This window comes from Paracidovorax citrulli, assembly GCF_900100305.1.
Taxonomy (GTDB): Bacteria; Pseudomonadota; Gammaproteobacteria; order Burkholderiales; family Burkholderiaceae_C; genus Paracidovorax; species Paracidovorax citrulli.
Genome location: NZ_FNEY01000033.1, coordinates 15185 through 35899, shown reverse-complemented (window position 1 = coordinate 35899; position 20715 = coordinate 15185). Strand labels below are relative to the sequence as shown.

Annotated in this window: 12 protein-coding genes; 9 read left to right on the top strand and 3 right to left on the bottom strand. The window is 69.3% G+C overall.

What is annotated here, in order from left to right:
• Positions 1-220 precede the first annotated feature (220 nt).
• Both BLR99_RS18640 and BLR99_RS18635 read left to right on the top strand, forming a co-directional pair.
• Positions 221-1648, top strand: coding sequence for a carboxyl transferase domain-containing protein (locus BLR99_RS18640; RefSeq protein ID WP_074687433.1), 1428 nt, complete (start codon positions 221-223; stop codon positions 1646-1648).
• A 59-nt stretch (positions 1649-1707) separates the two neighbouring features.
• The gene (locus BLR99_RS18635) at positions 1708-2703 is read left to right on the top strand and encodes an LLM class flavin-dependent oxidoreductase (protein WP_074687432.1); all 996 of its coding nucleotides are present in this window, start codon (positions 1708-1710) and stop codon (positions 2701-2703) included.
• Positions 2704-2742: 39 nt separating this feature from the next.
• Here BLR99_RS18635 and BLR99_RS18630 read toward each other — a convergent pair whose 3' ends face one another.
• Positions 2743-3192 carry a CBS domain-containing protein gene (locus BLR99_RS18630; RefSeq protein ID WP_011795234.1) on the bottom strand — a complete coding sequence of 150 codons (450 nt, stop codon included), beginning with the start codon at positions 3190-3192 and terminating at the stop codon, positions 2743-2745.
• Positions 3193-3332: 140 nt separating this feature from the next.
• Complete coding sequence (locus BLR99_RS18625; RefSeq protein ID WP_074687431.1) at positions 3333-4985, bottom strand: methyl-accepting chemotaxis protein; 1653 nt, start codon at positions 4983-4985, stop codon at positions 3333-3335.
• Between the two features lie 438 nt (positions 4986-5423).
• On the opposite strand from BLR99_RS18625, the gene BLR99_RS18620 reads away from it, so the two are divergent.
• Genes BLR99_RS18620 through BLR99_RS18610 form a run of 3 tightly spaced genes read left to right on the top strand, consistent with a single transcriptional unit; the run spans position 5424 to position 11554 of the window.
• The gene (locus BLR99_RS18620) at positions 5424-6776 is read left to right on the top strand and encodes an efflux RND transporter periplasmic adaptor subunit (RefSeq protein ID WP_011795232.1); all 1353 of its coding nucleotides are present in this window, start codon (positions 5424-5426) and stop codon (positions 6774-6776) included.
• A 9-nt stretch (positions 6777-6785) separates the two neighbouring features.
• Complete coding sequence (locus BLR99_RS18615; RefSeq protein ID WP_046059666.1) at positions 6786-9995, top strand: efflux RND transporter permease subunit; 3210 nt, start codon at positions 6786-6788, stop codon at positions 9993-9995.
• Positions 9992-11554, top strand: a complete 1563-nt coding sequence (locus BLR99_RS18610; protein ID WP_046059667.1) for a TolC family protein — start codon at positions 9992-9994, stop codon at positions 11552-11554. Before BLR99_RS18615 ends, BLR99_RS18610 begins: the two co-directional genes overlap by 4 nt.
• A 7-nt stretch (positions 11555-11561) precedes the next feature.
• Here the strand turns inward: BLR99_RS18610 and BLR99_RS18605 are convergent, their stop codons facing one another.
• Positions 11562-11999 carry a GNAT family N-acetyltransferase gene (locus BLR99_RS18605; RefSeq protein WP_011795229.1) on the bottom strand — a complete coding sequence of 146 codons (438 nt, stop codon included), beginning with the start codon at positions 11997-11999 and terminating at the stop codon, positions 11562-11564.
• 229 nt (positions 12000-12228) lie between these two features.
• On the opposite strand from BLR99_RS18605, the gene BLR99_RS18600 reads away from it, so the two are divergent.
• The 4 genes from BLR99_RS18600 to BLR99_RS18585 all read left to right on the top strand — a co-directional run bounded on the left by BLR99_RS18600 (position 12229) and on the right by BLR99_RS18585 (position 20649).
• Complete coding sequence (locus BLR99_RS18600) at positions 12229-13782, top strand: methyl-accepting chemotaxis protein (protein ID WP_046059668.1); 1554 nt, start codon at positions 12229-12231, stop codon at positions 13780-13782.
• 410 nt (positions 13783-14192) lie between these two features.
• Positions 14193-16664: a nitrite reductase large subunit NirB gene (gene nirB, locus BLR99_RS18595; RefSeq protein ID WP_011795227.1), complete on the top strand. Its 2472-nt coding sequence runs from the start codon at positions 14193-14195 to the stop codon at positions 16662-16664.
• 56 nt (positions 16665-16720) lie between these two features.
• Positions 16721-17104, top strand: coding sequence for a nitrite reductase small subunit NirD (gene nirD / locus BLR99_RS18590; protein WP_011795226.1), 384 nt, complete (start codon positions 16721-16723; stop codon positions 17102-17104).
• Positions 17105-17688: 584 nt separating this feature from the next.
• The gene (locus BLR99_RS18585) at positions 17689-20649 is read left to right on the top strand and encodes a nitrate reductase (protein ID WP_011795225.1); all 2961 of its coding nucleotides are present in this window, start codon (positions 17689-17691) and stop codon (positions 20647-20649) included.
• Positions 20650-20715 lie beyond the last annotated feature (66 nt).

The window sequence follows — 20715 nt, the reverse complement described above, 5'->3', positions numbered from 1 at the left end:
CCTTCGGGACAACGGATGGGCTACGGCCGAGTTCTCGCATTGGACCACCGCGACCTGGCCATATCCTGTCGGAAATGCCCGGGCAGCGCGTCGGACGCAGCGCCGTGCCCTCCCATCCACATACAAATTAGTTAATCGCCGCAGAAATTAAATTTCTCTTCACCTCAAATTCTCGAGAATTATTTACATAACAATCCCGACAAAACACGAGGAGAAACCCTTGTCGATTTCCGCAGCCAGAACAAGATCGATTTTCGATACTGGAACATTCACCGAAACGCGACCATCCATTGAAAGCCATTTCATCTGCGGCAAGGGCCTCGTCGATTCACGCACCGTTTTCCTGATCATGAACCGGGGCCGTGACTGCGAATTCGACGATCGACTGCAACGGAACACCGCGCCGCACATCATCCGCACTGTCGAGCAGGCGGCGCAGGCGGGCGCCCCCCTGCTTTATGTGCAGGATCAACTGGGCGATCCGGACCGGGGATTCGATACCACCCGCGTGATCACGGCAGATCTTTCCACCCTGCTGCTGTCGCCTTCCGGCATGGGGCGGGTCAGCGCGTGCCTGGCCAGGTTCGCGGAACAGCATCTGATGGTTTCCGCCGTCCTGGGACCGACCTCCGGCCCTCTCGCGTTGCCGCTCATGCTGGCCGACCTCGTGCTGATGACCCGCAAAGGGGCCCTGTGCATGGGACGCCCCGACATGGTCCGGGCCATGCTGGGGCAGGAATGCGACCTGCAGTCGCTGGGGGGAGCGCAAGTGCACAGCGACGCCGGTTCGGCGCAACTGGTTTTCGACGACGAGCAGGCGCTGTTCGCATGCGCGCGAAAGCTGATACGCCTGGACAGCCGGCAAGCACCCAGGAGGCCGGCGAGGGGCCCCAGGCCGCGGCCAATGGACATCGGCAGCCTCATCCCGCACGACCCTGGCAGGCCCTACGACGCGCACGCCCTGGTCGAGGCGGTCGCCGATGCAGGCAGCCTGGTGGAAATCAGCCCCCGCCACGCTCCCGAGGTCCTGACCGGTTTCGCGACCGTGGGGAAACACCCCATGGCGCTGATCGCCAACAATCCCAGGCACCAGTCGGGCGCCATCCAGGGGCCATCGGCCAGGAAAATGGTCCGCGCCATCCGCATTGCAGACAAGCTCCGCATTCCCATCGTTTTCTTCGCGGATGTACCGGGTTTCATGATAGGCAGGGAAGCGGAGCGCAGCGGCATATTCTCCGCAGCGGCCGAACTGTTTTCGGCGCATGTCCGGAGCACCGTCCCGAAAATCCTCATCGTCGTGCGAAAGGCTTTTACCGGCGGACTGTACGCCATGCACGGCCCCGGCTTCGACCCCGTGGCGATTCTCGCCTTTCCGCACGCCCATATCGGGGTTTTCGGCATCAAAACGATGGAAGCGATATTGGAAAGCGCTCCCCCTGAAAAGCGGCGGGTGGTGGAACTGCTCCGCCGCGAGATCTCGGCGCCGGCCCGGCTGGCGGAGAAAGGCCTCGTCACGGAAGTGATCGACCCTGCAGACACGCGGGAAAGGATCCTGCACTACCTCGCCCCCTATCTGACGACAGAGGCCGCGCCGGGGCAGCCTGGGGCACGCGCCAGGAACCCGACCCCTATGCGCAAGCGTGCATGACCCGCAAAGCCGCCCGCCCGGCATCCCCGAATCCCCTGGAAAATGAAAACACTGCACCGATGAAATCCTGGATCTTCGAACAATTCAACGTTTCCGCTGACGAAAACCCTGCCGCTTTCGACCCGGCCAACTATCAGGCGGAACTCACCTGGCGAAGAAAGAGCTGGGCCGACGCGGAAGCGCTCGGATACGAAGGCATCTTCTTCAGCGAACACCATTTCGGCGGCGCACGGGTTTCTCCGGCGCCCGCCCTGGTCGCGGCCGCGGCCGCGGCAGTGACGAAGCGGTTGAGGATCGGAGTCCTGGGATGGGTGCTTCCGCTCAGCCAGCCGTGGCGTGTCCTGGAGGAGATCGGCGTACTCGACCACCTGAGCGGAGGACGGCTGGAAGTCGGCCTGGCACGCGGGTCCGGTCCGGACGAGGCGGCTGCCCTGGGCGTGGACCAGGAGCATCTGCAGCCGATGTTCGATGAAGCCCGGCACATCATCCGGAAGGCGATGGACACGGTCCCCCTGGAGCATGCGGGCACCTACTGGACGCTGAAGAACCTCCACATCGTTCCGTCGCCACTGCAGAGGCCCTTCCCGCCGGTCTGGGCGACGGTGCGCAGCGCCAGGGCCGCGCAGGAAGCCGCTCGCGAGGGGCACAAGGTCTGTACGGGCTTCCTCTCCGTGGACGAAGTCTGCGCACTCTTCGATGAATACCGCAACGCCATCCATGCCGGGTCCGAAGACGAGGTGTCTTCCCGGCTGGCGATCAGGCGGTGCATCTTCGTGGCACCGGGCCGGGCCGAGGCGCTGGAACAGGCCGACACCGCACGCCACCGCATTCCCTCCATCCTCGAACAGGACACCATCGCCGGGTCGCCTGCCGATGTCGTGGAGCAGATCGTGGAGCAGGCGCGCCGCACGGGGGCTGGCCACATGGTGGGCTTCTTCACGGGCAATACCCTGGACAGGAATGCCCTGCTGACGTCCTACCGGCTCTATGGCCTGCAGGTCATCCCCGCACTCGGGAGGCACTTCGGCCAGCAGCAGACCTCGCTTGCGCTTTGACGGGGAGCGCCGTGTTCCGGAGCGGCGCCGGCGAGCCGCCTAGGCGGGCCGTCCGCCCCCGGTGATGTACTGCTCCATCTGCTCGATGATGAACTGCTGCTCGGAGATCACGTCCTTCACGAGGTCGCCGATGGAGATGAGGCCCACGAGCGTGCCGTCCTCCTCCACGACGGGCAGGTGCCGCAGCCGGTTCTCGCTCATGAGCGCCAGGCACTGGCCGCTGGTCTGCGCGGGCCGCACGAAGCGCACGGCGCGCGTCATCACGTCCGCCACGCGGGTGTCGCCCGACGTGCGCCCCAGCAGCGCCACCTTGCGCGCGTAATCCCGCTCGGTGACGATGCCGGCGATGCGCTCCCCGTCCATCACGAGCAGCGCACCGATGCCCTTGTCGGCCATCAGGCGCAGCGCGTCGAGCATGGAGTCGGACGGCGCGATGGTGAAGACCTCCTGGTGGGCCTTGGATCTGAGGATGTCTGCGACTGCGGTCATGGAAGCCTCCCGGTGCTGGATGGTGAACGGCATCTGGCCTGGCGCCAGTGTCCATGCAAGCCGCGCGGACCGCAACGGGGCGTGGCCCGGCCATGGCCGGGCGGGATACACAAGGTTGCAAAAAGCCGCCGCGGCGGGCGTCAGCGCAGCGCGGGCAGTGCCGCGGCGGTGGCCCTGCCGGCCTTGGCCGCCTTGCGCAGGGCCACGGCGTCGGGCGCGGCGGCGCGGGGCCCCCGGTCCAGGCGGAACACCTGCACCGACTCCGACACGGTCTGCGCCTGCCGTTCGAGTTCGATGGCCAGAGCCGCGCTCTCCTCCACCAGCGCCGCGTTCTGCTGGGTGATGGTGTCCAGTTGGGCAACGGCCGCATTCACCTGCGAGATGCCCGAGAGCTGCTCGTTCGAGGCGCTGTGGATCTCCCCGATGAACACGCCCACGCGGCGCACCAGTTCGAGCGATTCCTGCATGGTCCGGCGGGCACCATCGGTGCGCGCGTGGCCCTCGCCCACCCGCGCCGCGGATTCCTCGATCAGTTGGCGGATTTCCTTGGCGGCGGACTGTGTGCGCTGCGACAGGCTGCGCACCTCGGCGGCCACCACGGCGAAGCCGCGGCCGTGCTCGCCCGCGCGCGCCGCCTCCACGGCCGCGTTCAGCGCGAGGATGTTGGTCTGGAAGGCGATGGAATCGATCAGCCCGGTGATTTCGCCGATGCGGCCGGACGAGGTCTGGATCTCGCGCATGGTCGTGGCCACCTCTTCCACCGCGCCGCTGGTGCGCTCGGCCACGCCGGTGGCCTGCTGGGCGAGTTCGCTGGCCTGGCGCGCGGAGTCGGCGGTCTGCTTGACGGTGCCGGTGATCTCCTCCATCGAGGCGGCCGTCTGCTGCAGATTGCTCGCCTGGTTCTCGGTGCGGGAAGACAGCTCCTGGTTGCCCTGCGCGATCTCGCGGCTCGACATGCGCATCTTGTCGCTCTCCTGCCGGGCGTCGCGCACGATGGACAGCAGATTGACGTTGAGCTGCGCGAGCGCGCGCTGCAGTTCGCCGGTCAGGCCGGTGCGCGTCACGGTGACGCTCTGCGTGAGGTCGCCGGCCGCCATCCGGTTGGCAGCCCCCACCATGGCGACGAGCGGCAGCACGGCGGTGCGGCGCACCCATGCGAATCCGCCCAGGGCCACGCCGGCGGCGGCCAGCCACGCCAGCGCGGAGAACATGCCCGATTCCTGGTCCACGAGTCCCGCGAGGAACGCCGCCAGCCATACGGCGGCGAAGGCCATGGCCACCTGCCCGCCCAGGCCGATCTCCAACGCCTGGCGGATGCGACCGGACAGCGTCCTGCGCACGACCCGGCCGCGCTGCAGCGCATGCACCATGCGGCCGGCCTGCTTCTCCGCGCGCATCCGGCCGTAGAGCGCTTCCGCGTCCGCGATCTGCTCGCGCGAGGCCTCGGTGCGCACGGACATGTATCCCACCGGGCGCCCGTCCTCCATCAGCGGCGTGACGTTGGCCATGACCCAGTAGTAAGTGCCGTCCTTGCGGCGGTTCTTCACCGCGGCGGACCACGGCCACCCGGCGGCGATGGTTTCCCACATGTCGCGGAACGCCTCTTCCGGCATGTCCGGGTGGCGGATCATGTTGTGCGGCTGGCCCAGCAGCTCGGCGCGCTCGTACCCGCTCACCTCCACGAACATGGGATTGCAGTAGAGGATGCGCCCTTGCAGGTCGGTGGTGGAAACCAGTGTCTCGCCCCGTGGGAAGGGGTATTCCTGGGTGGTGACGGGAAGGTTGACGCGCATGGGGTTTCTCCTCGGCTGGATGATTTCTGTTGGAAGCGGGACAGCGTTTCGGCTCGGACGGCTATTGGTGAAGCATTAAGTCAAAACTGCAAAATTGATGCAACCAGAAAAACTCATCCGTAATCAGAATTCTGGCTTCGGTGCCCCAAGCTCTCTTTCAAGGCCCTGGCCCCGCCATCGGCCCAAACTCGCCATGGCACTGGGCGCTTCGCAGATTGCCATGCTGCCATTCCGATTGACGGAACAGGCGGACTGTTTGCGGAATCCGGTGTATTCCAAGGCCCTGTAGCGTGGACTCCACGATGCAAGTTCCATGCAAGCCTGGTATGCCACAGCACGGCGGCCGCAGGAACGGAATGCGGAAACGCTGGCCTTCGCGCTTCACAAGCCGTTTTCATTCGGCGGTGAGAATGCCTGGTTCTCCCAGCAGCGCCCGCCATGAATTCCACGCCCTCCTGCTCCGCCCCCCGCTTCGCCGTCCCTCCCGTTTCCGCCGCTGCCTTTCCGCTCGAACGACCGTCGCGCACTCCCACGGTCGCGCTGGAGGGTGGCCGCGCCCGTGGCGCACGGCGGATCCGCGCCGCGTGGCTGGTGCTGGGCCTGGGGACGATCCTGGCCGGCTGTTCGGACAAGGCCCCGGCGCCGGCGCCGCGCGGCCCCGTGGAAGTGGGCGTGGTCACGCTGCAGCCCGAGCGCCAGTCCGTGACCACCGAATTGCCGGGACGCACCAATGCCTATCTCGTGGCCGAGATCCGGCCCCAGGTGGGCGGGATCGTGCAGAAACGACTGTTCACGGAGGGCGCGGAAGTGAAGGCGGGCCAGGCGCTCTACCAGCTCGACCCGGCGCCGCTGGAGGCGGCCCTGGCCAGCGCCGAGGCCTCGCTGGGCCGGGCCCAGGCCACCGCCGCATCGGCGGAGTCGAACGCGCGGCGCAATGCCGAGCTGGCGAAGATCGAGGCCGTCAGCCGGCAGGTGGCGGACGACAGCCAGGCGGCGGCCCAGCAGGCGCGCTCGGATGTGGCCGTGGCACGCGCCGCGGTGGCCACGGCGCGCATCAACCTGGGTTACGCGCGCATCCAGTCGCCCATCTCCGGCCGCACGGCGACGTCCAGCGTCACGCCCGGGGCCCTGGTCACCGCCAACCAGGCGACCGCCCTCACCACCGTCTCGCAGGTCGATCCGCTCTACGTGGACGTCACCCAGTCGAGCACCGACGTGCTGCGCTGGAAGACCGAACTGGCGAATGGCCGGCTGCAGCGCGTCGGGGAGGGCCAGGCGCGCATGCGGCTCAGGCTCGAGGACGGCAGCACCTATGCCCACGCCGGCCGGCTGCAGTTCAGCGGCATCACGGTCAATCCGACGACCGGCGCGGTCACGCTGCGCGGCGTGGTGCCCAACCCGGACGGGCTGCTCATGCCCGGCATGTACGTGCGCGCCGTGCTGGAGACCGGCGTGAACGAGCAGGCCCTGCTCGTGCCGCAGCAGGGCGTGACGCGCGACGCCGCCGGCAATGCCAGCGTGCTGGTCGCCAACGCGCAGGACCAGGTGGAGCGCCGCGGCATCGAGGTGGGCGCGGCCGTGGGCAATCGCTGGGTGGCGACGGCGGGCATGGCGCCGGGCGACCGCGTCATCGTGGACGGCCTGCAGCGCATCCAGCCGGGCGACGCGGTGAAGCCGGTGGAGGTGAAGAGCCTGCCGCAGGGCGCCGCGCTCTCGCCCTCCCAGGGAACATCGGCGCCGGCACCCGCTGCCCCCGGCGCCGCGGGCAGCGCCCCGGCGGCCGCGCGCTGAGGACGCGCCATGGCCCAGTTCTTCATCCACCGGCCCATCTTCGCGTGGGTCATCGCCATCGTCATCATGCTCGCGGGCGCGATGTCGATCCGCAATCTGCCGCTGGAGCAGTACCCCGACATCGCGCCGCCGCGCGTATCCATCAGCGCCATCTACACCGGCGCATCGGCCAAGACGGTGGAGGAATCGGTCACGCAGGTGATCGAGCAGCAGCTCAAGGGGCTGGACAACCTCATCTACATGGGCTCGACCAGCGACGCCTCGGGCAGCTCGCGCACCACGCTCACCTTCAACGCCGGCACCAACATCGACGTGGCGCAGGTGCAGGTGCAGAACAAGCTGCAGCAGGCCATGTCGCGCCTGCCGCCGGCGGTGCAGAGCCGCGGCGTGACGGTCACCAAGGGCGGCAACGATTACCTGATGATCGTCAGCTTCACCTCGCCCGACCCGTCGGTCACGCAGGTGGACATCGGCGACTACATCTCCAGCAACCTCGTGGACGTCATCAGCCGCGTCGATGGCGTGGGCGACGTGGCGACCTTCGGCACGCCCTACGCGATGCGCGTGTGGATGGATCCCGCCAAGCTCGAAAAATACGCGCTGATGCCCTCCGACGTGGGCAGCGCCATCAACGCGCAGAACGCGCAGGTTTCGGCGGGGCAGCTCGGCGCCCTGCCCGCCGTGGGCGGCCAGCAGCTCAACGCCACCATCACCGCGCGCAGCAAGCTGCAGAGCCGGGCCGAGTTCGAGAACATCGTGCTCAAGGTGGCCACCGACGGCTCGGTGGTGCGCCTGAAGGACGTCGCGCGCATCGAACTCGGCGCGGAGAACCTCACCATCACCTCGCGGCTCAACGGGCGGCCGGGCGCGGGCATGGGCGTGGTGCTGGCCGACGGCGCCAACGCCATGGCGGTGGCCGAGGCGGTGAACGCCAAGATCGCAGAGCTGCGGCCCTTCTTCCCCTACCAGCTCAAGCCGTTCACGAGCTACGACACCACGCCGTTCGTCGAGGCCTCCATCGACGAGGTGGTCAAGGCGCTGGCCGAGGCCATGGTGCTCGTGGTGCTGGTGATGTATCTCTTCCTGCAGAACTTCCGCGCCACGCTGATCCCGGCCATCGCCGTGCCGGTGGTGCTGCTGGGCACCTTCGGGGTGCTCTCGGCGGCGGGCTATTCGATCAACACGCTCACGATGTTCGGCATGGTGCTGGCGATCGGCCTGCTGGTGGACGACGCGATCGTGGTGGTGGAGAACGTCGAGCGCGTGATGAGCGAGGAAGGGCTTACGCCGAAGGAGGCCACCCGCAAGTCGATGGCGGAGATCACGCCGGCCCTGGTGGGCATCGCGCTCACGCTCTCGGCGGTGTTCATCCCGATGGCATTCTTCGGCGGCTCGACGGGCGTGATCTACCGGCAGTTCTCGATCACCGTGGTTTCGGCGATGGTGCTGTCGGTGCTGGTGGCCCTCACGCTCACGCCGGCGCTCTGCGCCACGCTGCTCAAGCCCATCCCGAAGGGCGCGCACAGCCCGCACGGCGGCGTGCCGCGGCGCGGCCCGCTGGGCTGGCTGGACCGCTTTTTCGCCGGCTTCAACCGCCGCTTCGACCGCACGGCCGACGGCTACCAGCGCGGCGTGGGCCGCATCGTGCGCCGTGGCGGCCGCATGATGCTGATCTACGCGCTCATCGTGGGCGGCATGGCGGTGCTGTTCATGCGCCTGCCCACTTCCTTCCTGCCCAACGAGGACCAGGGGGCCATGCAGGTGCAGATCACCCTGCCCGCGGGCTCGTCCAATACCCGGCTGCAGGCGGTGATGGCCGAGGTGCAGAAATACTTCGCCGAGCAGCCCGACGTGGTGAGCTTCAACTCCATCACCGGGGCCAACGGCGACCAGAGTTCCGCGCGCGGATTCGTGCGCCTGAAGACCTGGAGCGAACGCCAGGGCCCCGGGCAGAGCGCCGACGCGATCGCGCGCAAGGCGACCCGCGACCTGCGCCGGATCCGGGACGCGCGCATCTTCGTCGTGCTGCCGCCGGCCGTGCGCGGGCTGGGCGCCAACGCGGGCTTCAACTTCCAGCTCAAGGACCTGAACGGGCTGGGCCACGCGGCGCTCGTGGCCGCGCGCGACCAGGTGCTGAAGCTCGCCTCCGGGCGGCCCGAGCTCTCCAACGTGCGCAGCAACAACCCCGACGACACCGCCCAGCTGGGCGTGTCCATCGACGACGCCAAGGCCGGTGCGCTGGGCCTGGCCACCGCCGACATCAACAGCACGCTCTCGAGCGCCATCGGCGGCACTTACGTGAACGATTTCCTCAACAAGGGCCGCGTCAAGCGCGTGTACATGCAGGGCGACGCGCCCTACCGCATGCTGCCGCAGGACATCGGCCCCTGGACGGTGCGCAACAACCAGGGCCAGATGGTGCCGTTCAGCGCGTTCTCTTCCACGAACTGGACCTACGGCTCCCCGCAGCTGCAGCGCTACAACGGCAGCCCGAGCTACGAGTTCGTGGGCGACGCGGCGCCGGGCGTCAGCTCCGGCGCGGCCATGGCGGCGGTGGACGAGATCATGAAGCAGATGCCTCCGGGCATCGGCTACGAATGGACCGGCGCCTCCTACCAGGAACGGCTCTCGGGCTCGCAGGCGCCGCTGCTCTACGCGATCTCCATCCTGTTCGTATTTCTGTGCCTGGCCGCGCTGTACGAGAGCTGGTCGGTGCCGTTCTCGGTGATCCTGGTGGTGCCGCTGGGCATCGTGGGTGCGCTGCTGGGCATCGGCATCCGAGGACTGTCGAACGACGTGTACTTCCAGGTGGGGCTGCTGACCACCGTGGGGCTGGCATCGAAGAACGCCATCCTGATCGTGGAATTCGCCACCCAGTTGCAGGCCGCCGGGCGCAGCGTGATCGACGCCACGCTCGAGGCCGTGCGGCTGCGGCTGCGGCCCATCCTGATGACCTCGCTGGCCTTCGGCTTCGGCGTGCTGCCGCTGGCGATCGGCACCGGCGCGGGCGCGGGCGGGCGCCAGGCGATCGGCACCGCGGTGCTGGGCGGCATGGTGTCTGCCACGGTGCTGGGCATCTTCTTCGTGCCGGTGTTCTTCGTGCTGATCCGCGGCTTCTTCGCCCGGCGCGGGGCGCGTACCGGGCCCGACGCGGCGCACCCGTCGGCGGGCACCGACGCCCCCCCGCCTTCCAGCCCTGCCTCCGGAGCCTCCGCATGACGCGCGCGCCCTTTCCCTCCCTTTTCGCCTGCCCGCGCCTCGCCAGCGGGGCGACCCTGGCCGCCGCGCTGCTCGCGGCGGGCTGCACCAACCTCGCGCCGCCGTTCTGGAAGCCCGCGCTGCCCGTGCCGGAGGTGGTCGGTTCCCCGTCCACCCGCGGCACCGACAGCGTGACCTTCGGAATCGCGGTGGACATCGGCCTGAGGCCCTGGGAGTCGTTCATCACGGAGCCGCGGCTGCGGGGCGTGATCGCGCAATCGCTCGAAGCCAACCGCGACCTGCGCGTGGCCGTGCTGGCCATCGAGCGGGCCCGGGCCCAGTACGGCGTGAGCCGCGCGGACCTCTTCCCCACCGTGGGCGCCACGGGCGCCGGCACCCGCAGCCGCACGGCCGACGATCTCACCGCCGCCGGCCGCGCCAGCACGGCCAGCCAGTACAGCGCCCAGATCGGCTTCGCGAGCTACGAGATCGACTTCTTCGGCCGGGTGCGCAACCTCAACGATGCCGCGCTGCAGGAATTCCTGCGCGTGGGCGAGAACGCGCGCAGCGTGCGCCTGAGCCTGGTGGCCGACGTGGCCGGCGCCTGGCTCGCGCTCGACGCCGACGCGCGCCGCCTGCTGCTGGCGCGCGAAACGCTGCGCACCCGGTCGCAGTCGCTCGCCCTGGCGCGGCGCAGCTATGAACAGGGAGCCACCTCGGGCCTCACGCTCACGCAGACGCAGGCCACGGTCGATGCGGCGCGCACCGACCTCGCCAGCGCCGCCACCCAGCTCGCCAGGGACCGCAACGCGCTCCACCTGCTGGCGGGACGCCCCGTGGACGATGCCCTGCTGCCGCCCGCGGCCTTGGAGGCGCTGGCGCCGCCGCCCGCGGAAACCGGGGCCTCCGCGCCGGGCGGCGACCGCGCCGGCAGTCCCGATCCGGCGCGCTGGCAGCGGCCCGCGGTGTCGGTGGCGCAGGCCCTGGCGGTGCCCGCGGGCTCGCTGCCGTCTTCCACGCTGCTGCACCGCCCGGACGTGCAGGCGGCCGAGCGCTCGCTGCGGGGCGCGTTCGCCAATATCGGCGCCGCGCGCGCCGCGTTCTTCCCTTCCATCACGCTCACCACCAGCGTGGGCACGGCGAGCAACGAACTGTCGGGACTTTTCGGCGCGGGCAACGGCACCTGGAGCTTCGCGCCGCAGATCCGCCTGCCGATCTTCGACGGCGGGCGCAACCGGGCCAACCTGCGCGTGGCCGAGGTCGCGCGGGAAACCGCCCTGGCCCAGTACGAGAAGACCGTGCAGACGGCCTTTCGCGAGGCAGCGGACGCGCTGGCCGAGCGCGCCACGCTGCAGGAGCGCCTGCAGGCGCAGCAATCCCTCGTGGACTCCAGCCAGCGCGCGCTCGACCTGACCCTGGCCCGGTGGCGGCTGGGCGCCGACAGCTACCTGGCCGTGCTGGATGCGCAGCGCTCGCTCTACACCGCGCAGCAGGGGCTGATCGGCGTGCAACTGGCCGACCAGTCCAACCGGGTCACGCTCTACAAGGTGCTCGGTGGATGGGGCGACAGCGACGGCTGAGCCGCCATCAGGCGTCCAGGGGCAGGAGCGTCACTTCCATCGCATCGTCCAGCCATGCCATGGCGGGTTCGCCGGCCTCGTCGGCCACCCCCTGCCCGAAGAACTGCGACGCGCAGAGCACCTCCACGTCGATGCCCTCCAGGCTGTGGCGGGCGATCACCGCGCCGATGCAGGCCGCGCGCGCCCTTTCCACGATGCCCCAGATGATGGCCGTGCCAGCGGCGCACTGCATGCTGGCGAGCAGCGCCTCGGACCGCGCGCCGTCGGCGGACTTGTCCGCCAGCCAGGGCAGTTGCTCGGCCAGCAGGGGATCGCACAGCAGGACCTCCAGCAGCTCACGCGCCTTCGCGGGCTGCAGGGGCACGACGACGAAGCGCTCGGTATCGAAGCGCGGCGGGTGGGCAGGCAGCATGCCCATCCGGGCGGTGGCGTTCTGCAGGCTCATGGAAGGCTCCTCGGGGAAACATCGTTGCCACGCAGTGTGCAGGCCATCCGCTGCAATCCCGCGACCCGCAGCGAAAGAGTTCACGCACACGCGAAATCATCTCCCCGCCGCCGCGCCCATGGTCCCGCTGGAGCCCGTTTCAGTTCTGCGTGACATTTTTCCCAAAGTCACCCAACAGTTTTCTCAATTTTGTTACATTAATCCTGATACAGCCCCTCCCCCTTACGTCATGAAGCTTTCCACGCGCATAGCCCTGGCCTACGTGCTCATCGTCACCCTTCTCGTGACCGTGTGCGGCTACTCCGCCCGGCGCACGAACGCATTGGCAGACGTCGCGGACCGCATCGCCAGCGAGCGGATCGCACGGCTGGAGAATTTGCAACTCCTGCGGAACAACTTCAATGCCCAGGGCCACCAGCTGCGCAATGTCCTCATCAGCCAGGACCGCGCCTTCCAGCAGGCCGAGCTCAAGAAATCGGACGCGATCAAGACCACCAACAAGAATGTCCTGTCGGAGATCCTGCGGGCAGAAACCGATGAGACAGCGCGCCAGCGCCTGCAGGAGGTGGCCGGCTTCATCGATGCGTTCAATGCCGAAATCGACAAGACGTCGCGTCTGGCATTGCAGGGCTCCCTGGACGAAGCGCGCAAAAACCTCATCGGGCCCATGCGCGACCGCCAGATGCCGCTTTTCAAGGCCGTGGACGAGAGCGTCAAGCGGCAGGTGGAACTGTCGGAGGCGCTCGCGCTGCAGGCGCGCAAGGATGCGCACCTCACCGCATGGATCACCATGGCTCTGGGCGGCCTCGGTACGGTACTGGCGGTCGGCGCATGCTGGTGGATCGTGCGCAGCGTCAGGCTGTCGCTGGGCGGCGAACCCGCGGACCTGGGCGGCGCCGCGCGCCGCGTGGCCGGCGGTGACCTGACGCCGATTCCGCTGCCCCCCGGGACCCATCCGGACAGCGTTTTCGCATCGATCGCGGCCATGCAGCAGAGCCTGCACGGCATCGTCATGAAAGTGCGGGACGTCGCGGACTCGATATCCACCGGCGCCACGCAGATCGCCGCGGGCAGTTCCAACCTCAGCCAGCAGACCGAGGGCCAGGCCGGCGCCCTGCAGGAGACCTCGGCCACCATGGATGCGCTGACCGAGACAGTGCGCTCCAACGCGGATCACACCCGGACCGCCAGCCAGCTCGCCCAGGAAGCGGCAGAGGTGGCGCTGAAGGGCCGCGATGCCGTCTCCCGCGTGGTCGAGGCCATGAGCGGCATCGACGGGAGTTCATCGCGCATCGGCGACATCATCGGCGTGATCGACGGCATTGCCTTCCAGACCAACATCCTCGCGCTGAATGCCGCCGTGGAGGCTGCCCGGGCCGGGGAGGACGGCCGGGGTTTCGCCGTGGTCGCGGCGGAGGTCAGAAGCCTGGCCCAGCGCAGCGCGGCCGCCGCGCGGGAGATCAGGGACCTCATCCAGAGCAGCCAGGGGCAGGTTCGCAACGGGTCCTCGATCGCCAGCGAGTCGGGCGATGCCATGCGGGAGATCGAGGCGGCCGTGTCCCGCATGGCCGTGGTCGTGACGGAAATCAGTGCCGCCACATCGGACCAGAGCGACGGCATCGCGCAGGTCGGCACGACGATAGGGCAGCTGGAGGACTCCACGCAGCGCAATGCCGCCTTGGCCGAGGAAAGCGCTGCGGCCGCCCGCAGCCTCGAGCAGCAGGCCGTGGCGCTGATGGAAGCGGTTTCCCTCTTCCGCCTCCACGCCGGCACCTCGACCTGACGACGAGGCGAGGTCGCCCGGCGCATCACCTCGCACCCCGGGATTTCCGCTCAAGGCAGCATGCACCAGGGCGGGGCGATGCACCGAAGCGGTTCACGCCCGCCCGTCATGCCGCAATCAAACGTTATGGATTCCATAACGAAAACCGTGCAAATTGCAGCAGCCCGCGCAGTAGATTCGCTGGACGCCCTCCCAAGCGTACCCGCACACCGATGACGCCCGCGTCCTGGCACGTCCATTGCTAAAGACTTCGCGTGGCCGAGGATGGCCACGCGGTCCGCCCCCCTGCAATGGCGCAGGGGGTGCAGGCCAGGACGAAGGCGTCCCCACCCGTGCGAGCGGCCCGCTATTGCGGCGCATGCAGGGTGCGGACGCCTTTTTTGTTTTCCGAACCGCCCGTGGGGGTCACGATGAAGAAATCCAGATTGGTGATGGTGGGCAACGGCATGGCCGGCGTGCGCACGCTCGAGGAGCTGCTGAAGATCGCGCCCGATCTGTACGAGATCACCGTCTTCGGCGCCGAACCGCACCCCAACTACAACCGCATCCTGCTGTCGCCCGTGCTCGCGGGCGAGCAGACGCTGGAGGAGATCGTCCTCAACGACTGGTCCTGGTACGAGGACAACGGCATCACGCTGCACGCGGGCTGCACCGTGCGCGAGGTGGATCGTACCCGGCGCATCGTGCACGGCACGGACGCCCAGGGCCGCACCATCGAGGCGCCCTACGACCGGCTGATCCTCGCCACCGGCTCCAATCCCTTCATCCTGCCCATTCCCGGCAATCAGCTTTCGGGCGTGCTGGCCTACCGCGACATCGCCGACACCCAGGCCATGATCGATGCGGCCGCCATCTACCGCGACGCGGTCGTGATCGGCGGAGGACTGCTCGGGCTGGAGGCCGCCAACGGCCTCATGAAGCGCGGCATGCGCGTGACCGTGGTGCATGCGAGCGAGTGGCTCATGGAGCGCCAGCTCGACGACGTGGCCGGCCGCATGCTGCAGAAATCCCTGGCGGAGCGCGGCATGGGCTTCCTCATGAAGGCGCAGACCCGGGAGCTGGTGGGCGATGCCTCGGGCCGCGTGGCCGCCGTGCGCTTCCAGGACGGCACGGAGGTGCCTGCCCAGCTCGTCGTCATGGCCGTGGGCATCCGCCCGAGCACGCAGCTCGCCGAGAGCATGCGCCTGCACGTGAACCGCGGCATCGTGGTGAGCGACACGCTGCAGACGGTGACCGATGCCCGCATCTACGCGGTGGGCGAATGCGCCGCGCACCGCGGCATCGCCTACGGCCTCGTGGCGCCGCTCTTCGAGCAGGGCAAGGTGCTGGCCAACCACCTGGCCGAGTACGGCATCGCGCGCTACCAGGGCTCGCTCACCTCCACCAAGCTCAAGGTGACCGGCATCGACCTGTTTTCCGCCGGCAACTTCCAGGGCGGCGAGGGCACGGAGGAAATCGTGATGAGCGATCCCTTCGGCGGGGTGTACAAGAAGCTGGTGATCCGCGACGACCAACTCGTGGGTGCCTGTCTCTACGGCGACACCGTGGACGGCAGCTGGTACTTCAAGCTGCTGCGCGAGGGCCGCTCCATCGGAGATATCCGCGACAAGCTGATGTTCGGCGAATCCCACCTCGGCGACACCGGCCACCAGGGCCAGAGCAAGGCCGCCGCCATGCAGGATACCGACGAGGTCTGCGGCTGCAATGGCGTGACCAAGGGCGCGATCTGCAAGGCGATCAAGGACAAGGGCCTGTTCACGCTGGAGGACGTGCGCAAGCACACCAAGGCCAGCGCGAGCTGCGGCTCCTGCACCGGCCTCGTGGAGCAGATCATCATGTTCACCGCGGGCGGCGACTACTCCGCCACGCCCCGGACCAAGGCCGTCTGCGGCTGCACCGACCACGGCCACCAGGCCGTGCGCGACGCGATCCGCACCCACCGCCTGCTCACCATCCAGGACGTTTTCAAATTCCTGGAGTGGAAGACGCCCGATGGCTGCCCCACCTGCCGGCCCGCGGTGAACTACTACCTGATCAGCACCTGGCCCAAGGAAGCCAGGGACGACCCGCAGAGCCGCGCCATCAACGAGCGCTCGCACGCCAACATCCAGAAGGACGGCACGTACAGCGTGGTTCCGCGCATGTGGGGCGGCGAAACCACCGCCGACGAACTGCGCCGCATCGCCGATGCCGTGGACAAATACAACATCCCCACCGTGAAGGTCACGGGCGGCCAGCGCATCGACCTGCTCGGCGTGAAGAAGGAAGACCTCGTCAACGTCTGGAAGGACATCGGCATGCCCAGCGGCCACGCCTACGCCAAGGCGCTGCGCACGGTGAAGACCTGCGTGGGCAGCGAATGGTGCCGCATGGGCACGCAGGACAGCACGCAGATGGGCAAGGACCTGGAGCGCGCGATGTGGCGCATGTACGCCCCCCACAAGGTCAAGTTCGCCGTGAGCGGCTGCCCGCGCAACTGCGCCGAGGCCGGCATCAAGGACGTGGGCATCATCGGCGTGGACTCCGGCTGGGAGATGTACATCGCCGGCAACGGCGGCATCAAGACCGAGGTCGCCCACTTCTTCACCAAGCTCAAGACCGCCGAGGAAGTGCTCGAATACACGGGCGCCTTCTGCGAGCTCTATCGCCAGGAGGGCTGGTACCTGGAGCGCACCGTGCACTACGTGAACCGCGTGGGCCTGGACTACGTGAAGAAGCGCATCCTCGAAGACCACGCAGGCCGCAAGGCGCTCTGGGCCCAGCTGCAGTTCGCGCTCGACGGCGAGCCCGACCCCTGGTTCGAGTTCGACAAGGCCGCGGTGGATACCCGGCAGTTCGTCCCGCTGGCGCCTTCCGCTGCTGCAGCCGAAGCCACCCGCTGATTCCTGACCGTCCCGATCCTTCCCCGAATTCCCACGAAACCCGCGAGAGGCCCCCGATGACCCAATGGACCCCCATCTGCCGCGTGGACGACATCCCCGTGCTCGGCGCGCGCCGCGTCGCCCGGCCGCACGGGCTCGACGTCGCGGTGTTCCGCAACGACGCCGGAGACGTCTTCGCCCTCCTCGACCGCTGCCCGCACAAGGGCGGCCCGCTCTCGCAGGGCATCGTCTTCGGCCGCAGCGTCGCCTGCCCCCTGCACAACTGGAGCATCGGCCTGTGCGACGGGCAGGCCGCCGCACCGGACGAAGGCTGCACGCCGCGGTTCGCGGTGAAAGTGGAGGATGGGAAGGTGTTCCTGGATGCGGGCGAGCTCGCGGGGCATGCGGTGGGGGAGGCCAGGCCGGTGGCGGGGCCGGTGAGGCGGGGTGTGGCGGCTTAGGGATTCGCCCCCTATCCCCGGTGGCGCCATGAGCCGTTGTGTTGAGTTTTCCTTCCGGAGCCGGGATATCGCCCCGGCGGGCGAGCTACTTTTCTTTGCTTCGCCAAAGAAAAGTAGCCAAAAGAAAGGCGACCCTGCTGGATGCGACCCCCAGGCGCATCCAGAAGGGGTGACCCGGGCCATCGCTGCGCTCGGCCCCCAAGAAAAACGGTGCGCGGTGCGCAGCACTCGCGCACCAAGGGCCGAGCGAAGCAATGGCCCGTATGCTGCACCCCGCCCTCGTGGCTGCGCCGAGGAGCGCAGGAGGCAAGGCGCGCAGGCGTGCCGAAGGACACGCCTGCTTCGTCATCTGACTGGCTGCGGTTGTCCGAGCGGAGCGCGCCAGCGCGCAGCGAGTTCCGCAGCCGCGCCTTGCCTCCGAGCACCGCAGGCTGCCCCCTTCGCCCCTGCGGGGCGAAGGGGGACGCAGACACCAGGGCTCGCCTTTTCTTTGCCTACTTTCTTTTGGCGAAGCAAAAGAAAGTAGGTGCGCCGCCGGGCGCGCATCCCGGCCCCGGGAAAAAACCAACCAGCAGCCCCCCGCCATGCACAACAAAGAAACCCACTCCACCTGCCCCTACTGCGGCACCGGCTGCGGCGTCATCATCGAATCCACCGGCAACCGGATCACCGGCGTGCGCGGCGACCCCACCCATCCCGCCAATTTCGGCCGCCTCTGCACCAAGGGCTCCACGCTGCACCTCACCGCCACGCAGCCCGTCGCCCTGCAGACCCGCCTGCTCACGCCGCTGCACCGCACCCAGCGCGGCCAGGCGCCCGGCCCCATCGGCTGGGATGCCGCGCTGGACATGGCCGCGGAGAAGTTCGCGGACATCGTGCAGGCGCACGGCCCCGATGCGGTCGGGTTCTACGTATCGGGCCAGTTGCTCACCGAGGACTACTACGTCTTCAACAAGCTGGCCAAGGGGCTGATCGGCACCAACAACATCGACACCAATTCCCGCCTGTGCATGAGCAGCGCCGTCGCGGGCTACAAGGCCACGCTGGGCGCGGACGCGCCGCCGGCCTGCTATGAAGACCTGGCGCTGGCGCAGTGCCTGTTCATCACGGGCAGCAACACGGCCTGGGCGCACCCCATCCTCATGCGGCGCATCGAGGACGCGCGGGCCGCGAACCCGGGCATGAAGATCATCGTGGCCGACCCGCGCCGCACCGAGACGGCGGCGATGGCCGACCTGCACCTGCCCATCCTGCCCGGCACCGACGTCATGCTCTGCCACGGCATGCTGCACCTCATGCTCTGGGAGGGCTGGGTGGACGCCGGCTACATCGCGGCGCACACCACGGGCTTCGAGGCGCTCAAGGCCACCGTGCGCGACTGCACGCCCGCGCGGGTGGCCGAGGTCTGCGGCGTCACCGAGGCGCAGCTCGCCACGGCCGCGCGCTGGTTCGCGCTCGGCGGCGCCGATGCGCCCGCGAGCGGCGCCGGGGGCCGCGCCCCGACACTGAGCCTCTACTGCCAGGGACTCAACCAGAGCAGCAGCGGCACGGACAAGAACGCCGCCCTCGTCAATCTCCACCTTGCCTGCGGCCAGATCGGACGCCCCGGCGCGGGTCCCTTCTCGCTCACCGGCCAGCCCAATGCCATGGGCGGGCGGGAGGTGGGTGGGCTGGCCAACCTGCTCTCCGCCCACCGCGACCTGGCGAACCCCGCGCACCGCGCCGAGGTGGCCGCGCTCTGGGGCGTGCCCGAGGTGCCCGCCACGCCCGGCAGGACGGCGGTGGAGATGTTCCAGGCCGCCGCCGACGGGGAGATCCGCGCGCTGTGGATCGCCTGCACCAATCCCGCGCAGAGCCTGCCGGACCAGGCCACGGTGCGCCGCGCTCTGGAACGCGCGGAGTTCGTCGTGGTGCAGGAGGCCTTTTCCACGACCGCCACCTGTGCCTATGCCGACCTGCTGCTGCCCGCCACCACCTGGGGCGAGAAAACGGGCACCGTCACCAACAGCGAGCGCCGCATTTCGCGGGTGCGGCCGGCCGTGCCGGCGCCGGGGCAGGCCCGGCACGACTGGGCGATCGCGGTGGAATTCGCGCGCCGGCTGCAGGACCGGCTGCGCCCGCAAGGCGCCAGCCTGTTCCCCTACGACACAGGCGGCGCCGAGGCCGGTGCCGAGGCGATCTGGAACGAGCACCGCGAGACCACGCGCGGCCGCGACCTGGACATCACGGGCCTGTCGTGGGCACTGATCGACATGCAGGGACCGCAGCACTGGCCGTTTCCGGAAGGGGCCGCGCAGGGCCGCGCCCGCCTCTACGAGGACGGGGTCTTCCCCACGCCGGACGGCCGCGCGCGCTTCGCCGCCGCTCCCTGGAAACCCGTCGCCGAGCCGCGCAGCGCCCGCTATCCGTTCAGCCTCACCACCGGCCGCCTGCGCGACCAGTGGCACGGCATGAGCCGCACCGGCACCCTGGGCCGCCTCTTCGGCCACACGCCCGAACCCTGCGTGCAGTTGCACCCGCAGGACATGGAGCGCCGCCGGCTCGCCGAAGGCGAGCTGGTGCGGGTGGAAAGCCGGCGGGGCGCGGTCGTCGTGCCCGTGCAGGCCAGCACCGACGTGGGGCTCTCGCAGGCCTTCATCGCCATGCACTGGGGCGGTGAAATGCTCTGCGGCCACGCCGGCGCGCAGGACGGCATCGCAGACGGCACGGACGCACCGCCGCCCGCCCTGGGCGTGAACGCCGTCACCTCGCCGGCCTTCTGCCCGGCATCGAAGCAGCCCGAGCTCAAGCATGCGGCCGTGCACATCGAGCGGGCCGCCCTGCCCTGGCGGCTCTACGGCATGGCCTGGCTGCCGGCGGATGAAGCCCTGGCCGTGCGCGCGCAGCTCGCCGGCCTGCTGGCCGGCTTCCCCTTCGCGGTCTGCGTGCCGTTCGGCAACAACGCGCCCCTGTCGGAGCCTGCGCGCGAGCGCCACGGGGTGCTCCTGCGGGCCGCCGGCGCCGCTCCCGCGCCCGATGCGCTGCTGGCACGCATCGAGGCCCTGCTCGGCCTGGGCGGCGCCGACACCCTCCGCTACGCCGACGCCCGGCGCGGCCAGCGGCGGGCCATGCGGCTCGAAGCCGCGCCCACGGCGGCCGGCGGGCCCGGCATGGAGCCCGGCACCGGCACCGCCGGCAGCCAGGAACTGCGGCTGGGCGCCCTGCTGCTGGCCGGAGACACCAGCGCGGAGGCCTGGCTGCGCGGACTGTTGCAGGAAGAGCGGCCCGCGCAGGGCTATGGTCGCCGGCTGCTGTCGCCGGGCCTGCAGGCCCCGGACAGCGCCACGCCCGCCCCGCCGCGCAGCCGCCCCGTGTGCAGCTGCATGAACGTGAGCGATGTGGCGATCGCAGCACAGCTCGGGCGGTGCCACGGCGGCGATGCCGAGCGGCTGGGCCAGCTGCAGGCGGCGCTGGGGTGCGGCACGCAGTGCGGCTCCTGCCTGCCGGAACTCCGCCGGATGGTGCGGGGCAGCGTGGCCGTGCCGGCCGCGGAGTCCTCCATATAACCGGAAGTTCTCTGAATTACGGGAGAATGCGCGTCCCTGCGGCATCCGCTCCACGAACAACCCATT

Excerpts from the sequence above, each read along its gene's own strand:
- BLR99_RS18615 (WP_046059666.1), top strand. The coding sequence starts at position 6,786 with ATGGCCCAGTTCTTCATCCACCGGCCCATCTTCGCGTGGGTCATCGCC.
- BLR99_RS18635 (WP_074687432.1), top strand. The coding sequence starts at position 1,708 with ATGAAATCCTGGATCTTCGAACAATTCAACGTTTCCGCTGACGAAAAC.
- nirB (WP_011795227.1), top strand. The coding sequence starts at position 14,193 with ATGAAGAAATCCAGATTGGTGATGGTGGGCAACGGCATGGCCGGCGTG.
- BLR99_RS18630 (WP_011795234.1), bottom strand. The coding sequence starts at position 3,192 with ATGACCGCAGTCGCAGACATCCTCAGATCCAAGGCCCACCAGGAGGTC.
- BLR99_RS18585 (WP_011795225.1), top strand. The coding sequence starts at position 17,689 with ATGCACAACAAAGAAACCCACTCCACCTGCCCCTACTGCGGCACCGGC.
- BLR99_RS18625 (WP_074687431.1), bottom strand. The coding sequence starts at position 4,985 with ATGCGCGTCAACCTTCCCGTCACCACCCAGGAATACCCCTTCCCACGG.
- BLR99_RS18600 (WP_046059668.1), top strand. The coding sequence starts at position 12,229 with ATGAAGCTTTCCACGCGCATAGCCCTGGCCTACGTGCTCATCGTCACC.
- BLR99_RS18620 (WP_011795232.1), top strand. The coding sequence starts at position 5,424 with ATGAATTCCACGCCCTCCTGCTCCGCCCCCCGCTTCGCCGTCCCTCCC.
- nirD (WP_011795226.1), top strand. The coding sequence starts at position 16,721 with ATGACCCAATGGACCCCCATCTGCCGCGTGGACGACATCCCCGTGCTC.
- BLR99_RS18610 (WP_046059667.1), top strand. The coding sequence starts at position 9,992 with ATGACGCGCGCGCCCTTTCCCTCCCTTTTCGCCTGCCCGCGCCTCGCC.
- BLR99_RS18605 (WP_011795229.1), bottom strand. The coding sequence starts at position 11,999 with ATGAGCCTGCAGAACGCCACCGCCCGGATGGGCATGCTGCCTGCCCAC.